Origin of the sequence: Martelella mediterranea, from assembly GCF_021021415.1 — a bacterium.
GTDB classification, from domain to species: Bacteria; Pseudomonadota; Alphaproteobacteria; order Rhizobiales; family Rhizobiaceae; genus Martelella; species Martelella mediterranea_C.
The window spans coordinates 1-15,577 of sequence record NZ_JAINWJ010000009.1; the positions used below are offsets into that span (position 1 = coordinate 1).

Sequence of the window (15,577 nt, forward strand, 5' to 3'; positions counted from 1 at the left end):
AAGGATAAGGGACCATCAAGAACAACAGAGTTGATGACGTCCACAAAAAGGATAGGCTTGTCAGCGGCCAAAAAAACCCTCCGAAGCGATGCCTCGGAGGGTTTTTTGTATCAGCCGATGGCTTTCGCCAATCAGGCGGCGCTGAGGTTTTCAGCAGCGCTCTTGCCGGTGCGACGGTCGGCGACGACTTCGAAATTGACCTTCTGGCCTTCCGAAAGCGTGGTCATGCCGGAGCGCTCAACGGCGGAGATGTGAACGAATACGTCCTTGCTGCCGTCTTCCGGCTCGATGAAGCCATAGCCCTTGGTGGAGTTGAAGAATTTTACGGTTCCGACGCTCATAACGATTTCCTTTCAAATCGTGCGTTCAAAGATCACATGATCTACATCATGCATTTGCTCGACTTTGATAGAAGATCGTTCTGGGCGCTTTCGCGCAGACGTAACTTAACAAACAAATTCGATAGCCGCTTTGTTACGCGACATTGGCGCGCTGGGCAATACGCTAATTTTCTAAATTTTGGTACGGTTGACGCGATGAGCGCGGTGGAAACACCGGCGCCTGCCGGTTCGCGCGCGCGAAGAAGGCGCATTCGTTCGGCCCAAAAAGAACGCCCCCTGCCCGGGAGGATGGGCAGAGGGCGTATGGGAAAAATGTGCCGCCGGCATTGGGCGGCTGAACCGCTATCGCTTACTTGACCGCTTTGCGGGCAATGTTACGAATGTCTTCGCGGTTGATACCGAGATCGGCCAGCTCGCGGCTGTTCATGCGATTGAGTTCGCTGACGGTCTGACGGTATTTCATCCAGCTGTTGAAGCTACGTGCCATGCTCATGTCTATCTCCCTTCGTTTGAAGGTTTCTGGCGTCGCATTCCTTGCGGCGCATCCCTGTCTTTCGACAATTCCGATATAGGCGTTTCAACGGGTGCCTGGCAGATAGGCAAAAGCAACAGTCCTATGCACTGAACGCAAGGCTTGAGATTTCCGGTACGGAAGAAGGGGGCGGATCGGTCATGACGCTGCCATCAAGACAAAAAAATAACGCTCACCGGGGGAGGAGGATCCGGTGAGCGTCATTTTGGTTGGCCGGTGATTTGGGAGGAGGAGGAGGATCACCGACCTATCGAGGGGCATTTGGGAGGAGGAGGAGGATGCCCCACGAATTCCGAATTTTGTCGTGTCAGAAGGAAGCCTTGCGGGCAACCCGACGGATGTCCTGACGGCTGATGCCGAGATCGGAGAGCTCGCGGGTCGACATGCGGTCAAGCTCGGCAACAGTCTGGCGGTACTTCATCCAGTTGTTGAAAGTGCGCGTAACACCCATTGTCATTCTCCTTCGTTCGGCAGCGTCTGATTGACGCTCATCAATTCGTCTTGACCCGGGATATAATCGATTGATCCAAACGCGAACAGAGACGTTTGAGCATTGCGCCTATGCAAAAAACGCAGGGCTCCGAAATGGGAGCAGAAAACTGCCCCGCACGGAAGCTGAGAGCCAGCGGCGTGGGCGTTGCACGGCCTTTGTCGAAAGGTACAATAAGAAGAAGTGACTGGTGCTGCCGGAGAGATTTGAACTCTCGACCTCTCCCTTACCAAGGGAGTGCTCTACCCCTGAGCTACGGCAGCCCGTATTTCCGACTTGCGGAAGGTTTCCGGCACCGGTCCGGTGCAGGCAAGCGGCCTATTGCCATAGCTCGACTTCGAGTGCAAGACGCTTCAAGAGAATTCTTTCGCATCCCGACCGTTTTGCCGAAACGATGACAGCCATGGACGACAAGCCGAGCAAGAAAGCATCCGAGCGCGCCGCGGAAGAACGCAAGGCCCGCGCGGCGCAGAAGCTCAGGGAAAACCTGATGCGGCGCAAGCAGCAGTCGCGCGCGCGCCGCAAGGGCGCGGCCGACGAGACCGACGGCCTGCCGGCCTCAAGTAGCCGGAAGAACACAGAGGATTAACCCTGGCGGATTGACCCGACGCTTTCCGCCGTGTCCGCCACGCCCCTGCCATTTTTGGCCGGTCCCTTGGGCCTATCCCGCGCAACTCATTCAATCTCGCGCAAATCCGCCGGTTTCGGCAACGACTTGTCAACCAATGCGATTGATCATACGGGCCGTTTCGTCTAATGCGACGCCCCATAGCTTCAAGGAGAGGCCGGGCCTGCCCCGGATTGACATCATATGGATAGAATCAGAGTAGTCGGCGGCAACCCGCTCAAGGGCGTCATCCCCATCTCCGGCGCGAAGAACGCCGCCCTGCCTCTGATGATCGCCTCGCTGCTCACCAGCGACACGCTGACGCTTGAGAATGTGCCGCATCTGGCCGATGTCGAATCGCTGATGCGCATTCTCGGCAGCCATGGCGTCGATATCTCGGTCAAGGGCCGGCGCGAGCGCCAGGGCGACGGCTATGCCCGCACCATTCATTTCTCCTGCCCGACGATTACCGACACCACCGCGTCCTATGAACTGGTGCGCAAGATGCGCGCCTCGTTCTGGGTCATCGGCCCGCTTCTGGCGCGCGAGGGCATTGCCCGGGTTTCGCTGCCCGGCGGCTGCGCCATCGGCACCCGCCCGGTCGACCTGTTCATCGAAGGCCTGAAGGCGATGGGCGCGGAGATCGAGATCGAGAGCGGCTATGTCGAGGCGAAGGCGCCTAAGGGCGGACTTGCCGGCGGGCGCTATGTGTTCCCCAAGGTCTCGGTCGGCGCCACCCACACGCTGATGATGGCGGCAACGCTTGCCAACGGCACCACCATTCTGGAAAACGCCGCGCGCGAACCGGAAATCATCGATCTCGCCAACTGCCTGAAGGCCATGGGTGCGAAAATCGAGGGTGCGGGCACCACCACGATCACCATCGAGGGCGTCACCTCGCTTTCCGGCGCCCGCCATGCCGTGCTGCCGGACCGGATCGAGACCGGCACCTATGCCATGGCGGTCGCCATGACCGGCGGCGAAGTCACGCTTGAAAACACCGATGCCAAGCTGCTTTCGGCGGCGCTCGCCGCGCTGAGCGCCGCCGGCGCGGAGATCACCACCACCGAAACCGGCATCCATATCGTCGGCCACGGCGATGAGATCCGCCCGGTGGACGTCACCACCGAGCCCTATCCCGGCTTTCCGACCGACCTCCAGGCGCAGTTCATGGGGCTGATGACCCGCGCCAAGGGCACGGCGCGGATCGTCGAGACCATTTTCGAAAACCGCTTCATGCATGTGCAGGAACTGGCACGCCTCGGCGCCGATATCGCGCTTTCCGGCCAGACGGCGACCATCCGCGGCGTCAAGGAGCTTCACGGCGCGCCGGTGATGGCGACCGATCTGCGCGCATCCGTGTCGCTGGTCATTGCCGGTCTTGCCGCGAAGGGCGAAACCAATGTGTCGCGCGTCTACCATCTCGACCGCGGCTTTGAGCGTCTGGAAGAAAAACTCACCAATTGCGGCGCGGAAATCGAGCGGATTTCCGACTGAGCCGGATAAACTGGTCCAAGGGCGGGGTCGAGCGGTTGCGGAATCCCTTCCTTGGCTCTATCTCGGTGTAAACACCAATCGCCGGGAATTTATGCAATGACGACCGATCCCCTGAAGCTTATGGCGCTCGACGAGGAAGACCTCGCCGTGATTTCGGCCCATATGCAGGACGCCGTCTTTCTCTCGCCGGATGTGTCGTTCTCCAAGGTGGCGGGACAGCTTCAGCTTCTCACCAACCGGTTCGTTTGGGAAAAGAAGCGCGGCTTCTTCAAGAAGCCCGAACGGCGGCGCGCGGCGCTGGTGTTCAAGCGGGTCACCGCGGTGCGCAGCATCGGTCTCGAACGCGATGACCGCGACGCGGTCAACAATCTTCTGTCGATTCAGTTCGAGAAGGCGGGCGAAGGCCCGGAGGGCTCGATCGTGCTGACGCTGTCGGGCGGCGGCGAGATCGTGGCGGATGTCGAATGCATCGAGGCGCTGATGAGCGATCTTTCCGGTAGCTGGGAAGCCCGCGCAAGGCCCCACCACCCCCGCTGACCCCTTCCGCTGACCCTTTCTTCAATTGAGTGACCGAGGCAAATATGGCGATCTGGCTGAACGCGGCGGATAACGGTTTCGAGAGCGCCTTCAAGGACCTGCTTTCGATGAAGCGCGAGGTCTCGAAGGATGTCTCCGACGTCGTCGAGACGATCCTCGCCCGCGTGCGCGTCGAAGGGGATGCCGCCCTTGCCGATTACTCGGCCCGTTTCGACAGCATCGACTTCACCGTCACCCCTATGCGGGTCGGCGCGGACGAGATCGAAGCCGCCTATGCCGCCGTCGATCCCAAGGTGATCGATGCTCTGACGCTTGCCGAGAAGCGCATCCGCAGCCACCACGCACGGCAATTGCCGAAGGACGATTTCTACGAAGACGATATCGGCGTCGGGCTCGGCCATCGCTGGACGGCGGTCGAGGCTGTCGGGCTCTACGTGCCGGGCGGCACGGCGAGCTATCCGAGTTCGGTGCTGATGAACGCAGTACCCGCCAAGGTCGCGGGTGTGGAGCGCATCGTCATGGTGGTGCCGGCGATGAAGGGCGCGGTCAACCCGGCCGTGCTTGCGGCCGCGAAGATCGCCGGCGTGACCGAAATCTACCGCATCGGCGGCGCCCAGGCGGTGGCGGCTCTGGCCTATGGCACCGAGACCATCGCCCCGGTCTCCAAGATCGTCGGCCCCGGCAATGCCTATGTCGCCGCCGCCAAGCGCGCCGTGTTCGGCACGGTCGGCATCGACATGATCGCCGGCCCCTCCGAAGTGCTGGTAATCGCCGACGGAGACAACAATCCGGACTGGATCGCCGCCGATCTTCTGGCCCAGGCCGAACACGATACCGGCGCGCAGGCGATCCTGATCACCACCGATGCGGCGCTGGGCCGCGCCGTTGAAGAGGCCTTGGAGCGGCAGTTGAAGACCCTGCCCCGGGCCGAGATTGCCGGCGCGAGCTGGCGCGATTTCGGCGCGATCATCACCGTGCCGGATCTCGAAGCCGCCATGCCGATCGCAAACCGCATCGCGCCGGAGCATCTGGAGCTTGCCGTCGACGACCCGGAGGCGCTGATTCCCGCTGTGCGCAATGCCGGCGCCATCTTTGCCGGCCATTACACGCCGGAAGCGATCGGCGATTATGTCGGCGGCTCCAACCATGTTCTGCCGACCGCCCGCTCCGCCCGGTTCTCCTCCGGCCTGTCGGTGCTCGACTTCATGAAACGCACCTCGATCCTGAAACTTGGCCCCGAACAACTGAATGCGCTTGCGCCGGCGGCCGTCGAGCTTGCAGAATGCGAGGGACTTTCCGCCCACGGGCGATCGGTATCCATCCGCCTCAACCGCAAGGACTAGCAATGAGCGAGGGCGAATTCAGGCTGAGCGATGTCGAACTCGACGAGAGCATCGGCCGGGCCTCGCCCGATGTCGAGCACGAACGCGCGGTCGCGATTTTCGATCTCCTGGAGGAAAACCACTTCAAGCCGGTCGGCCATAGCGGCGGGCCCTACAAGCTGACGCTCTCGATCATCGAAAAGCGGCTGGTGTTCGACATCGCGCTGGAAAATGGCGAGAAGGTTGCGACCCATATTCTGTCGCTAACGCCGTTCCGGCGGATCGTGAAGGATTATTTCATGATCTGCGACAGCTATTACGAAGCGATCAAGTCCGCCTCCCCCGCCAAGATCGAGGCGATCGACATGGGTCGACGCGGCGTTCACAACGAGGGCTCGCAAACGCTGCAGGATCGGCTGAAGGGCAAGATCGAAATGGATTTCGACACCGCCAGACGGCTGTTCACCCTGTTCTGCGTGCTTTACTGGCGCGGCTGAGGGGTGAACCGCACCGAAGAGAGCCGCTCGATGGTGGCGGCATGAACAAAAAGAGCCCGCGCTGCCAAACAAGGTTCACAAACGATGAACTATTGTGTAGGTTCCGCCGCAAATCCCGCAGTCCCGCGCGGTTTTACCGCTGCGACAAGGCTGCAACCCATTGAAACTGGCACTTCCCCGCCGGCAATTGGCCCAAGCGGGGTCGTGGCGTTTGGCGCTTCGCGCCGGCGCAGCAAAGAGAAGAAACGACATACATGGCAAAAGAAGAAGTACTTGAATTTCCGGGCGTCGTCGTCGAGCTTCTGCCGAACGCGACTTTCCGGGTCAAGCTCGAAAACGAGCACGAAATCATCGCCCACACCGCAGGCCGCATGCGCAAGAACCGCATTCGCGTTCTCGCCGGCGACAAGGTCCTGGTCGAAATGACCCCCTATGACCTGACCAAGGGCCGCATCACCTACCGCTTCAAGTAAAAGCGCCGACGCCGAGGATACGGCTTGACCGCACCGAACCCCAAACTCGTGCTGGCATCGGCGTCGCCGCGCAGGGTCGAGCTTCTCGCCCAGATTGGCGTGACGCCGGACCGTGTTCTTCCCGCCGATATCGACGAAACCCCGCTTGCGAAAGAAACCCCGCGACAGCTTGCCGGCAGGCTTGCCCGCCAGAAGGCGGAAGCTGTTTGCCAGACGCTTGCCGGCGATGCCGAATGGCGCGGCGCACTGGTGATCGCGGCGGATACGGTCGTGGCCGTCGGAAGGCGGATTTTGCCGAAGGCGGAGACGGAAGAAGAGGCGAGCGCCTGTCTTGCGCTTCTGTCCGGGCGCGGGCACAGGGTCTATACCGGGCTCTGCGTTCACCCGGTCGGCGAAAACGGCCACAAGGGGCGGGTCGTGGAAACCCGCGTCACCTTCAAGCACCTTTCGAAACAGGAAATCGCGGCCTATCTCGCCTCGCGCGACTGGGAGGGCAAGGCCGGTGGCTACGCCATCCAGGGCCCGGCGGCAGCCTTTATCAGCCGGATCGTCGGTTCGCATTCCGCCGTGATCGGCCTGCCGCTTCATGAGACCGCAATGCTGCTTTCCGGCCGCGACTTCGATGTCGCAGGAGAATGGACATGACCACAAAAGCAAGCGTTGAACCGCTGCGCAAACCACGCAAATGCCCCGAATGCGGACGCCCCTCGACTCGCGAGGACTACCCGTTCTGCAGCAATCGCTGCCGCGAACTCGACCTGTCGCGCTGGCTGACCGGCTCCTACGCCATCCCCGTCGCCGAGGACGAATCGAAGGCGGATGGCGATGAGGGCGAATACTGAGTTTCTCGAAAGCGCCGAAAAATGCCCGCTGCCCCTTGCATGAGGGGGCAAAACGGGGAAACCATCCGGGACGTTCCGACACAACGCTCCGGTGAAAACGATGGACCCCGCACCCTATATCGACATCTATTGCGAACGCACGACCGGCGCCTTCTGGGCCGAGCCGATCAACGCGCTCACGAACCTTGCCTTCATCATCGCGGCGCTCGTCGTCTGGCCCGCGGCCTGGCGCAGGCGCGAGCGTAGCCTGCTGGAACTGACGGTCATCGCGCTGGTCGGCGTCATCGGCGTCGGGTCGTTCCTGTTCCACACGCTCGCCACGCCGCTTTCGGCAGCGCTCGACGTGATCCCGATCTGGCTGTTCTTCTTCCTCTATATCCTGCTGCTGTTCGTGCGGGTGGCCGATGGCAAGACCTTCGATATCATCGGCTACATGATCGCGACGATCATGGGTTTCGCGCTCGTCGTCTATCTGGTCGGACTTATCTCGCGCGGCGGTGACGCACCGCTCAACGGATCGCTGCAATACGCCCCTGCCCTGATCGCCATGGCAGTCGCATCAGTGATCGCGGTCTGGCGCGATCACCCAGTCTGGCGCTATTTCGCGGGGGCCACCGCGATCTTCATCATGTCGCTGACATTCCGCAGCCTCGACCAGTCCACCTGCATGGCAACGGCCGGAATCGGCACCCACTTCCTCTGGCACATCCTCAATGCCACGGTGCTCGGCCTGTTGCTGATGGGCGCGGTTCGGGAACTGCCGCCGAAGAATTAAAACGCAAACGACGCCGTCACCGGCACGTGGTCAGACGGCTTTTCCCAGCCGCGCGCTTCCGTCAGGATATCGAAGCGCTGGAACGCCGGGACGAGGTCCGGCGAGGTCCAGATATGGTCCAGCCGGCGGCCGCGATTGGCGGCCTGCCAGTCCTTGGCGCGGTAGCTCCACCAGGTGTAGAGCTTCTCGTCTTCCCGCGTGACGTGGCGCATCAGGTCCACCCAGCCGCCTTTGGCGATCAGGTCCTTCATGCCCTCGGTCTCCACCGGCGTGTGGCTGACGACCTTCAGAAGCTGCTTGTGCGACCAGACGTCGTTTTCCATCGGCGCGATATTGAGGTCGCCGACCAGGATCGAGCCGATGCCGTCGCCCTGATCAGCCTTCAGCACCTTCATCTCTTCCAGGAAATCGAGCTTGTGGCGGAATTTCGGGTTGATCTCGGGATCGGGCTCGTCGCCGCCGGCCGGCACGTAGAAATTATGCAGCCTGATCTTCCGCCCGCCGGCGTCGAACACCACCGAGATGTGGCGGGTGTCGCCCATGGCGCAGTAATCGGTCGAGAACCCCTCGCCCAGCGGAATGCGCGAGACGATGGCGACCCCGTGATAGCCCTTCTGGCCATGGACCTCGATATGCTCGTAGCCGAGTTCGCGCAGCGGCTTGTAGGGAAACTGGTCGTTCAGGCATTTGATTTCCTGAAGGCAGAGAATATCGGGCTGATAGTCCTTCAGGAAGCGTTCGACGATCGGCAGGCGCAGGCGCACCGAATTGATATTCCAGGTGGTGAGACTGAGTTCCACGGGCGCGCGCCTTCCTTGCTGAACGGGGCATCAGCAATAGGCGATTCGCCCGGTGACCGGAAGGGCGTCAGTTGTTGCTGCCCGGGCTTGCCATGATCTGGTCGTAGGGAATGCGGAACACCGAGCGGGCGAATTTGACCCCGGTGCGCACATTGGAGAGGATCACGGTGGTGTCCTTGCCCTGGGCATCCGTGATCGTCCACTGCCGCAGGTCGAAGGTCTTGCTGTCGAACATCATGGTGATCACCTGATCGCCAAAGATCGACTTGTCGCCGAGCACGATCACCGTCAGCCCATTCTGCTCGCGCACGTCGCGCACCATGCGGTGCTGGAGGTCGATCTGGTCGGCGAGAAGCAGCGACAGCGGCGTGCGCGACAGCGGATAGAAATCCCAGGTATCGAGATCGCCATTGCCGACGGCGACGTTGCGGCCGTCCGCGATCACCTTCAGCGTCGACGGCGGATCATAGTCGAAACGCAGCTTGCCCGGACGCTCCAGATAGAACTTGCCCCCGGATTGCTCGCCGCGCGGGCCGAACTGCATGAACTCGCCGGTCATCGTCTTGACCGAGGAAAAGTGATCGGCAACCCGCTGAGCCGCAACGCCGGAGGAGACAGGCGCGGCCTGGGCGACCTGAACCGAACCGTCGCGCTTGGTCGGCGTCGGCACATCGGCGCCCGTCGGAAGGGTCTGCGCAACGACCGGCAGGCCGATCAGCAGCGCGGCGCCGCCGGCGAGACCGCCGAGGAACTGCCGGCGAACCAGGGACGAAGTGTTTTTAGACTTGCTCATATATCCGATCCTGAAAACTGATTGCGGCCCCGTTGCGCCGCCAAAAGGGCGTTTTCGGGGCGAGGCGGCCTGCATGTCTCTGCCGGCAAAGATGGGGCGTCAGCGCGGGCCTTCAATGATGTCCTGCTCCGTCGGCACCAGAATTTCGCGTTTGCCGGCGTGGTTGGCCGGGCCGATGACGCCTTCCTGCTCCATCCGCTCGACCAGGCTCGCCGCGCGGTTATAGCCGATGCCGAGGCGGCGCTGAACGTAGGAGGTCGATGCCTTGCCGTCGCGCAGAACGATCGCCACCGCCTGGTCGTAAGGATCATCCGACTTCGCCATGTTGCCAGCGCTGCCGCCGTCGCCATCATAGCCGCCGTCGCCGTCCTCATCGTCATCGGCGGTGATCGCGTCAAGATATTCCGGCGTGCCCTGGGTCTTCAGATAGGCGACGATTTCCTCGACCTCGGGGTCCGAGACGAACGGGCCATGAACGCGCTGGATGCGTCCGCCGCCGGCCATGTGCAGCATGTCGCCCTGGCCGAGAAGCTGTTCAGCCCCCTGCTCGCCGAGAATGGTGCGGCTGTCGATCTTGGAGGTCACCTGGAACGAGATACGGGTCGGGAAGTTCGCCTTGATCGTGCCGGTGATGACGTCGACCGATGGGCGCTGGGTGGCCATGATCACGTGGATACCGGCCGCGCGCGCCATCTGCGCCAACCGCTGGACGGCGCCTTCGATATCCTTGCCGGCGACCATCATCAGGTCGGCCATCTCGTCGATGATCACGACGATATAGGGCATCGGCTCGAGATCGAACTCCTCGGTCTCGTAGATTGCTTCGCCGGTCTCGCGGTCGAAGCCGGTCTGGACGGTGCGCGACAGCGTTTCGCCCTTTTCGGCCGCCTGCGCGACGCGGCTGTTGAAGCCGTCGATATTGCGCACGCCGAGCTTGGCCATGTTCTTGTAGCGCTCTTCCATCTCGCGCACGGTCCATTTCAGCGCGACGACCGCCTTCTTCGGGTCGGTCACCACCGGCGACAGCAGATGCGGAATACCGTCATAGACCGAGAGTTCGAGCATTTTCGGGTCGATCATGATCAGGCGGCACTGCTCCGGCGACAACCGGTAAAGCAACGACAGGATCATAGTGTTGACCGCGACCGACTTACCGGAGCCCGTGGTGCCGGCGATCAAGAGATGCGGCATCTTCGCAAGGTCGACCGTGACCGATTCGCCGCCGATCGTCTTGCCGAGCGCCATGGCGAGCTTGGCCTTGGAATTCTGGAAATCCTGGCTAGCGATGATCTCGCGCAGGAACACGGTTTCGCGGTGCGGATTTGGCAGTTCGATGCCGATGGCGTTGCGGCCGGGAATGACGGCGACGCGGGCAGAGATCGCCGCCATCGAGCGGGCGATATCGTCGGCAAGGCCGATGACCCGCGAGGACTTGATTCCGGGCGCGGGCTCCAGTTCGTAAAGGGTGACGACCGGGCCGGGCCGGACATGGATGATTTCGCCCTTCACGCCGAAATCCTCGAGCACCTTTTCGAGCGTGCGGGCATTGTCCTCCAGCACCTCCTTCGACAGCGCTTTGTCGCGGGCAAGCCCCTTGGGCTCGGCCAGCAATGCTGCGGATGGCAGTTCGAAGCCGTGCGGGAAAAAAGCGCCTCGGGAGGGCCGGCGCATGGTTTCCGCGTTCACCGGTTGGGGCGGCGGCGCGGGTGCGGCGACCACCGGCGCGCGCGGCGTCTGGCGCGTGACGCGCGGCTCGGTAGGCCCGAAATCGGCGCTCAGCACGCCCTCGGGCAGGTCGTTGTCATCGTCGAAATCGTCGCCGATCCGGCCGTCGTAGTCGAAGGGCGGCGGGTCGGCGGGCCTGTAGCCCGTCTCGCGCGGACGGTCGGGATCGACAAGGCTCGGCTCGCCGCTGCGCCGCCATGACGGATAGGCCGGCTCGTCATCGTCCAGCCGGTCGAAACCGTCCTCGTTGAAATCATAGGGCGCGTCGAAATCCTCGTCCTCGTCCCGCCGGCGGCCGAAGATCTTGTTGAAGCGGGCGCGGGAGATGTACCAGGTATGGGCGGCATAACCGATCAGCGGCGCAAGCGAGAACCAGCCTTCGCGCTCCTCCGACAGATCGGAAACCGTCGGCGCGCCGGGCTCGTTCGAATGGCGCTTGGCAGCGGGCTTTTCGGGAACGACCTTCGGCTGGCGAATAATCAGGCCCGCGGCATAGAGCTGCAGGAACAGCGCCGGCAGCGCGAAAATGCCGCCGACGATCATCGCGGCCAGCCCGGAAGGATACTGCCCGATGAACAGCGCCGGGAAACGCAGGATCAGATCGCCGGAAACCCCGCCCAGACCATTCGGCAGCGGCCATGTCGGCGGCGGCGGCACGCAGCCGAGCACCGCGGCGGTGAGGATCGCGGCGCCGATCCAGGCGAAGAAGCGCGAGGGTTTGCGATAGATACGCTTTCCCGCCATCATCGCCAGCGACCAGGCGAGCACCGGCAGCAGCGCGAACACGCTTGCGAGCCCGAAGGCCTGCATCACGATGTCGGCGAAATCGGCGCCGGGATAGCCGAGAATATTGGTTGGCAGGCGGCCGGTGGCATGAAGCGCGCTTGGATCATCGACATTCCACGTCGCCATCGCCGCGATCGCAAGGCAGAGGACCACGAACAGCGCAAAGCCAAAAAGGGCTGCCACATAGCGCCGGACAAACCCGATAAGCGAGAACTCGCCGCCTCTTCCGTGTTCAAACCGCTCTGCCCGTGCAGCCATGACCAATACCCTCATACCTTCAACCGAACGCACCCGCCCGGAAACGAAGGGTCTCCCGGCAGATTCGCAGCCGAGGCTAACAGCGATGGGTTAAAGCCTCTTTAACCATCCATGGTTGAGGCAATGGCAGGCCTGGACACAAAACGGCCGGGCGTTTCCGCCCGACCGCCAACAACCGCGCGACGGTTTGATTGGCATCTGATGAGAAAGGCGATCGGCTCAGTCGCCCTCCGAAACCTCCTCGGTGCGCAGCTTCGAGGGGTCGATGCGGCGGTTCATCAGGCTCAGCACGATCGGCAGCATGAACCCGATGATTGCGAGAGCCCAGAGCGAGATCGACAACGGCGAGGCCCAGAGCGTGCTCCAGTCACCGTCCGAGATCGTCATGGCGCGCCGGAGATTAACCTCCATCTGATTGCCCAGAAGAACGCCCATGATCACCGGCACCAGCGGCACATCAAGCTTGCGCAACAGCCAGCCGGCCAGGCCGAACAGGACCATAACCGTCAGATCGAAGACCGAGCCGGATATGCCGTATATACCGACGAAGGAGATCATCGCCACCGCAGGCATCAGATAGCGGGTCGGCACCAACAACAGCCGCACGAATAGCCCGACCATCGGCATGTTCAGAAGCAGGAGCATGAAATTGCCGATCATCAGCGCCGCGATCAGGCCCCACACGACATCGGGGTTCTGGGTGAACAGCAGCGGCCCGGGGGTTATGTTCAGCGCAAGCAGCATGGCCAGCAGCACCGCCGTGGTGCCGGAACCGGGAACGCCGAGCGCCAGCATCGGCACCAGCGCGCCGCCGGCAGCGGCATTGTTGCCGGCTTCGGGGGCCGCGACGCCGCGCGGATCGCCCTTGCCGAACGTGTTCTTGCCGTTCTTCAGGCTACGTTCGGCGCCATAGGCAAGGAACGAACCGAGCGAGGCGCCGGCCCCAGGAAGAACGCCGGCCAGAAAGCCGATCACCGTGCCGCGCGCCATCGAGCCGCTGGTTGCGCCCAGCATTTTCCACTGCGGAATGATACGACCGATCTTGATCTTCTCATCCTTGCCGCCAGCCTTGTCGACGTCGCTGCCGCGATGTTCGAGGAAGGTGAAGACTTCCGAGAGCGCGAACAGCCCGACAATCGCGACCAGAAAATCGATCCCGTCATAGAGGTGAATCTCGCCGAAGGTGAGTCGGGGAACGCCGGTCTGCTGATCGACGCCGATCATGGCAATGCCGAGCCCGAGGGCCGCGGCAAGCGCGGATTTGGCCTGGTTGCGGCTGGTAACACCGCCAAGCGTTGCAAACGCCAGAATGTAAAGCGCAAAATACTCCGCCGGACCGAATAGAAGCGCCACCTTGACCAACTGCGGCGCGAGTACGGCAAGACCGCAGATCGCGAAGAAGGAGCCGATAAACGAGGCGATTCCGGACAGCGCCAACGCCTCGCCGGCACGCCCCTGCTGCGCCATGGGATAGCCGTCGAGGGTCGTCATCATCGCCGGCTCGTCGCCGGGAATGTTGAGCAGAATCGATGAAATGCGACCGCCATACATCGCCCCGAAATAGATCGAGGTCAGCAGGATCAGCGCCGGCGTGGCGGGCAGGCCGAGCGTGAAGGCAAGCGGGATAAGGATGGCGACGCCGTTTGAGGGGCCAAGGCCCGGCAGGGCGCCGATAATCGTTCCAAGAAAGCAGCCGAGCAGCGCCAGCGCCAGGTTCTGAAACGTAAGCGCAACGGCGAAACCGTCGGCCAGTGCGGAAATGGTCTGCATGGTTTCCCCCTAGATGCCGAGCGGTCCGGTTGCCAGATGCAAGCCGAGAACGAGATGGAAGACGACATAGATGCCAACCGAAATGCAGATGCCGGCGATCGCGGCTTTCAGCGCCGGTGCGCCGAGCCGCCAGGACAGGAAGCCCGCCGCCACCATGGTGGCGATCACAAAACCGGCGATCGGCAGGAAATAGGCATAGGCGAAGAGCAGGCAGGCCGAGATCGCTATTTCAGCCAGTGACTTCGCCTTCGGCCATTCAGGTTCGGCATCCGGCATGAGGATGATGAAAAGGCTCGCCAATGCCAGAACAACCCCGATAATGATGGGAAAGGTCTTTGGGCCCACCGGATCGCTCATGAAGCTTTCCTGGGTCAACAGCGCCTGCCAGATATAGATGGCGGCGATGACGATGCCGAAACCGCCGAAAATACGATCACTCATGGAATGCCCTCCCCGTGGGCAGATTGCTACCGGACGCTTTATGCGCCTTGCGAATGCAAAAAGGCCGGACGGTCTTCCAACCGGCCGGCCCTCGACATGGAGACTACTTCAAAATGCCGATCTCGCGTGACAACTCCTGAATTTCAGCGATGGATTCCATCACGAATGCCTGGAATTCCGGACCGCTCTTGTCGAGAGGCGCCAGACCGCTCTGGGTCATGATCTGCTTCCATTCGTCGGAGGTGTAGACCGTCTGAACGGCATCGACCCAGTAATCATAGGCCTCGTCGCTGATCTTGCCGGGAGCGTAGAAACCGCGCCAGTTAGCGCCGACAACATCGATACCCTGCTCTTTGGCGGTGGGGAAGCTCGCGAAATCGCCGGGCATGCGTTCGGGCGCGAGAACCGCAAGCACCTTGATGTCGCCGGAGTCGACGAAGCCCTTGGCTTCGGATGCGTCGCCGGTGAAGGCCTGTACGGAGCCTGCCAGAAGCTGGGTCACGGCCTCGCCGCCGCCTTCGAAGGCGACGTATTTGATCTGGCGCACATCCTGAACGCCAGCCTTGCGAGCCGCCATCAACACCTTCAGATGATCCCAGCCGCCAACGGCGGAACCGCCTGCGATCGCGACGCTTTTCGGATCCGCTTTGATCTTGTCAAGCAGTTCGGGAAGGGTGTTGATCGGCGAATCCTTGGCGACCGCGATGATGCCGTAGTCAGCGCCAACCGAGCCGATCCAGCGAACCTGGTCGGCATTATTGCCCGGGAATGCCCCTTGCGCCAGGCGCGTCGCGGTGGCCGAAGAGGCCGCCACCAGCAGGTTCTCGTCGCTGTCGCGCTTGGTCACCACCGAGGCAAAAGCCACGCCGCCCGAGCCGCCGACCAGGTTGACCACCTGCATGGTGCCGGGCACGAGATCGAGATCCTGCATCACCTTGCCGACCTGACGGCAGGTGAAATCCCAGCCGCCGCCGGGTGCGGCAGGGGCGATGCATTCGCTCGCGCTCGGTTCGAACGCCGCTGCCGGGCTAGCCACGGCAAGCCCCAGCGAGAGCGCTGCCAAAAGGTTACGTAGTTTCGTCATGTTGGTC

At 62.4% G+C, this 15,577-nt stretch carries 18 protein-coding genes and 1 tRNA gene; 9 read left to right on the forward strand and 10 right to left on the reverse strand.

What is annotated here, in order from left to right:
• Positions 1 to 131: 131 nt before the first annotated feature.
• The 4 genes from K7H91_RS06755 to K7H91_RS06770 form a co-directional block, all read right to left on the reverse strand.
• Positions 132 to 341, reverse strand: a complete 210-nt coding sequence (locus tag K7H91_RS06755) for a cold-shock protein (RefSeq protein WP_018067558.1) — start codon at positions 339 to 341, stop codon at positions 132 to 134.
• Between the two features lie 349 nt (positions 342 to 690).
• Positions 691 to 834, reverse strand: coding sequence for a DUF1127 domain-containing protein (locus K7H91_RS06760; RefSeq protein WP_018067559.1), 144 nt, complete (start codon positions 832 to 834; stop codon positions 691 to 693).
• Between the two features lie 346 nt (positions 835 to 1,180).
• Positions 1,181 to 1,324 carry a DUF1127 domain-containing protein gene (locus tag K7H91_RS06765; protein ID WP_230719442.1) on the reverse strand — a complete coding sequence of 48 codons (144 nt, stop codon included), beginning with the start codon at positions 1,322 to 1,324 and terminating at the stop codon, positions 1,181 to 1,183.
• Positions 1,325 to 1,551: 227 nt separating this feature from the next.
• Positions 1,552 to 1,626, reverse strand: a tRNA-Thr gene (locus tag K7H91_RS06770).
• A gap of 140 nt (positions 1,627 to 1,766) precedes the next feature.
• Here K7H91_RS06770 and K7H91_RS06775 point away from each other — a divergent pair.
• The 9 genes from K7H91_RS06775 to K7H91_RS06815 all read left to right on the forward strand — a co-directional run bounded on the left by K7H91_RS06775 (position 1,767) and on the right by K7H91_RS06815 (position 7,913).
• A complete protein-coding gene (locus K7H91_RS06775) occupies positions 1,767 to 1,952 on the forward strand; it encodes a hypothetical protein (protein WP_018067561.1) in 186 nt (61 codons plus the stop codon).
• Positions 1,953 to 2,174: 222 nt separating this feature from the next.
• The gene (murA, locus tag K7H91_RS06780) at positions 2,175 to 3,467 is read left to right on the forward strand and encodes a UDP-N-acetylglucosamine 1-carboxyvinyltransferase (RefSeq protein ID WP_230719443.1); all 1,293 of its coding nucleotides are present in this window, start codon (positions 2,175 to 2,177) and stop codon (positions 3,465 to 3,467) included.
• Between the two features lie 96 nt (positions 3,468 to 3,563).
• Positions 3,564 to 4,004 carry a DUF2948 family protein gene (locus K7H91_RS06785; protein ID WP_230719444.1) on the forward strand — a complete coding sequence of 147 codons (441 nt, stop codon included), beginning with the start codon at positions 3,564 to 3,566 and terminating at the stop codon, positions 4,002 to 4,004.
• 44 nt (positions 4,005 to 4,048) lie between these two features.
• On the forward strand, positions 4,049 to 5,347 hold the full coding sequence (gene hisD, locus K7H91_RS06790; RefSeq protein WP_230719445.1) for a histidinol dehydrogenase: 1,299 nt from the start codon (positions 4,049 to 4,051) through the stop codon (positions 5,345 to 5,347).
• A gap of 2 nt (positions 5,348 to 5,349) precedes the next feature.
• A complete protein-coding gene (locus K7H91_RS06795) occupies positions 5,350 to 5,823 on the forward strand; it encodes a UPF0262 family protein (RefSeq protein WP_230719446.1) in 474 nt (157 codons plus the stop codon).
• 254 nt (positions 5,824 to 6,077) lie between these two features.
• On the forward strand, positions 6,078 to 6,296 hold the full coding sequence (gene infA, locus K7H91_RS06800; protein ID WP_018067566.1) for a translation initiation factor IF-1: 219 nt from the start codon (positions 6,078 to 6,080) through the stop codon (positions 6,294 to 6,296).
• Positions 6,297 to 6,320: 24 nt separating this feature from the next.
• Positions 6,321 to 6,941, forward strand: a complete 621-nt coding sequence (locus K7H91_RS06805; RefSeq protein ID WP_230719447.1) for a Maf family nucleotide pyrophosphatase — start codon at positions 6,321 to 6,323, stop codon at positions 6,939 to 6,941.
• On the forward strand, positions 6,938 to 7,138 hold the full coding sequence (gene yacG, locus K7H91_RS06810; RefSeq protein ID WP_018067568.1) for a DNA gyrase inhibitor YacG: 201 nt from the start codon (positions 6,938 to 6,940) through the stop codon (positions 7,136 to 7,138). The genes K7H91_RS06805 and yacG overlap by 4 nt, the downstream gene beginning before the upstream one ends.
• Before the next feature lie 100 nt (positions 7,139 to 7,238).
• Complete coding sequence (locus K7H91_RS06815) at positions 7,239 to 7,913, forward strand: ceramidase domain-containing protein (protein ID WP_230719448.1); 675 nt, start codon at positions 7,239 to 7,241, stop codon at positions 7,911 to 7,913.
• On the opposite strand, the gene xth is transcribed toward K7H91_RS06815, so the two are convergent.
• The 6 genes from xth to K7H91_RS06845 all read right to left on the reverse strand — a co-directional run bounded on the left by xth (position 7,910) and on the right by K7H91_RS06845 (position 15,570).
• Positions 7,910 to 8,713 carry an exodeoxyribonuclease III gene (gene xth / locus K7H91_RS06820; protein ID WP_230719449.1) on the reverse strand — a complete coding sequence of 268 codons (804 nt, stop codon included), beginning with the start codon at positions 8,711 to 8,713 and terminating at the stop codon, positions 7,910 to 7,912. The two genes, K7H91_RS06815 and xth, sit on opposite strands and share 4 nt — an antisense overlap.
• Positions 8,714 to 8,780: 67 nt before the next feature.
• Positions 8,781 to 9,506, reverse strand: a complete 726-nt coding sequence (locus K7H91_RS06825) for an outer membrane lipoprotein carrier protein LolA (protein ID WP_230719450.1) — start codon at positions 9,504 to 9,506, stop codon at positions 8,781 to 8,783.
• A 99-nt stretch (positions 9,507 to 9,605) separates the two neighbouring features.
• Positions 9,606 to 12,275 carry an FtsK/SpoIIIE family DNA translocase gene (locus K7H91_RS06830; protein WP_230719451.1) on the reverse strand — a complete coding sequence of 890 codons (2,670 nt, stop codon included), beginning with the start codon at positions 12,273 to 12,275 and terminating at the stop codon, positions 9,606 to 9,608.
• Between the two features lie 219 nt (positions 12,276 to 12,494).
• Positions 12,495 to 14,045, reverse strand: coding sequence for a tripartite tricarboxylate transporter permease (locus tag K7H91_RS06835; RefSeq protein ID WP_230719452.1), 1,551 nt, complete (start codon positions 14,043 to 14,045; stop codon positions 12,495 to 12,497).
• Between the two features lie 9 nt (positions 14,046 to 14,054).
• Positions 14,055 to 14,486: a tripartite tricarboxylate transporter TctB family protein gene (locus K7H91_RS06840; protein WP_230719453.1), complete on the reverse strand. Its 432-nt coding sequence runs from the start codon at positions 14,484 to 14,486 to the stop codon at positions 14,055 to 14,057.
• Between the two features lie 103 nt (positions 14,487 to 14,589).
• Positions 14,590 to 15,570: a Bug family tripartite tricarboxylate transporter substrate binding protein gene (locus K7H91_RS06845; protein WP_230719454.1), complete on the reverse strand. Its 981-nt coding sequence runs from the start codon at positions 15,568 to 15,570 to the stop codon at positions 14,590 to 14,592.
• Positions 15,571 to 15,577 lie beyond the last annotated feature (7 nt).

Coding starts and splice junctions, on each gene's coding strand:
- K7H91_RS06755 (WP_018067558.1), bottom strand. CDS start 341: ATGAGCGTCGGAACCGTAAAATTCTTCAACTCCACCAAGGGCTATGGC.
- K7H91_RS06760 (WP_018067559.1), bottom strand. CDS start 834: ATGAGCATGGCACGTAGCTTCAACAGCTGGATGAAATACCGTCAGACC.
- K7H91_RS06765 (WP_230719442.1), bottom strand. CDS start 1,324: ATGGGTGTTACGCGCACTTTCAACAACTGGATGAAGTACCGCCAGACT.
- K7H91_RS06775 (WP_018067561.1), top strand. CDS start 1,767: ATGGACGACAAGCCGAGCAAGAAAGCATCCGAGCGCGCCGCGGAAGAA.
- murA (WP_230719443.1), top strand. CDS start 2,175: ATGGATAGAATCAGAGTAGTCGGCGGCAACCCGCTCAAGGGCGTCATC.
- K7H91_RS06785 (WP_230719444.1), top strand. CDS start 3,564: ATGACGACCGATCCCCTGAAGCTTATGGCGCTCGACGAGGAAGACCTC.
- hisD (WP_230719445.1), top strand. CDS start 4,049: ATGGCGATCTGGCTGAACGCGGCGGATAACGGTTTCGAGAGCGCCTTC.
- K7H91_RS06795 (WP_230719446.1), top strand. CDS start 5,350: ATGAGCGAGGGCGAATTCAGGCTGAGCGATGTCGAACTCGACGAGAGC.
- infA (WP_018067566.1), top strand. CDS start 6,078: ATGGCAAAAGAAGAAGTACTTGAATTTCCGGGCGTCGTCGTCGAGCTT.
- yacG (WP_018067568.1), top strand. CDS start 6,938: ATGACCACAAAAGCAAGCGTTGAACCGCTGCGCAAACCACGCAAATGC.
- K7H91_RS06815 (WP_230719448.1), top strand. CDS start 7,239: ATGGACCCCGCACCCTATATCGACATCTATTGCGAACGCACGACCGGC.
- K7H91_RS06825 (WP_230719450.1), bottom strand. CDS start 9,506: ATGAGCAAGTCTAAAAACACTTCGTCCCTGGTTCGCCGGCAGTTCCTC.
- K7H91_RS06830 (WP_230719451.1), bottom strand. CDS start 12,275: ATGGCTGCACGGGCAGAGCGGTTTGAACACGGAAGAGGCGGCGAGTTC.
- K7H91_RS06835 (WP_230719452.1), bottom strand. CDS start 14,045: ATGCAGACCATTTCCGCACTGGCCGACGGTTTCGCCGTTGCGCTTACG.
- K7H91_RS06840 (WP_230719453.1), bottom strand. CDS start 14,486: ATGAGTGATCGTATTTTCGGCGGTTTCGGCATCGTCATCGCCGCCATC.
- K7H91_RS06845 (WP_230719454.1), bottom strand. CDS start 15,570: ATGACGAAACTACGTAACCTTTTGGCAGCGCTCTCGCTGGGGCTTGCC.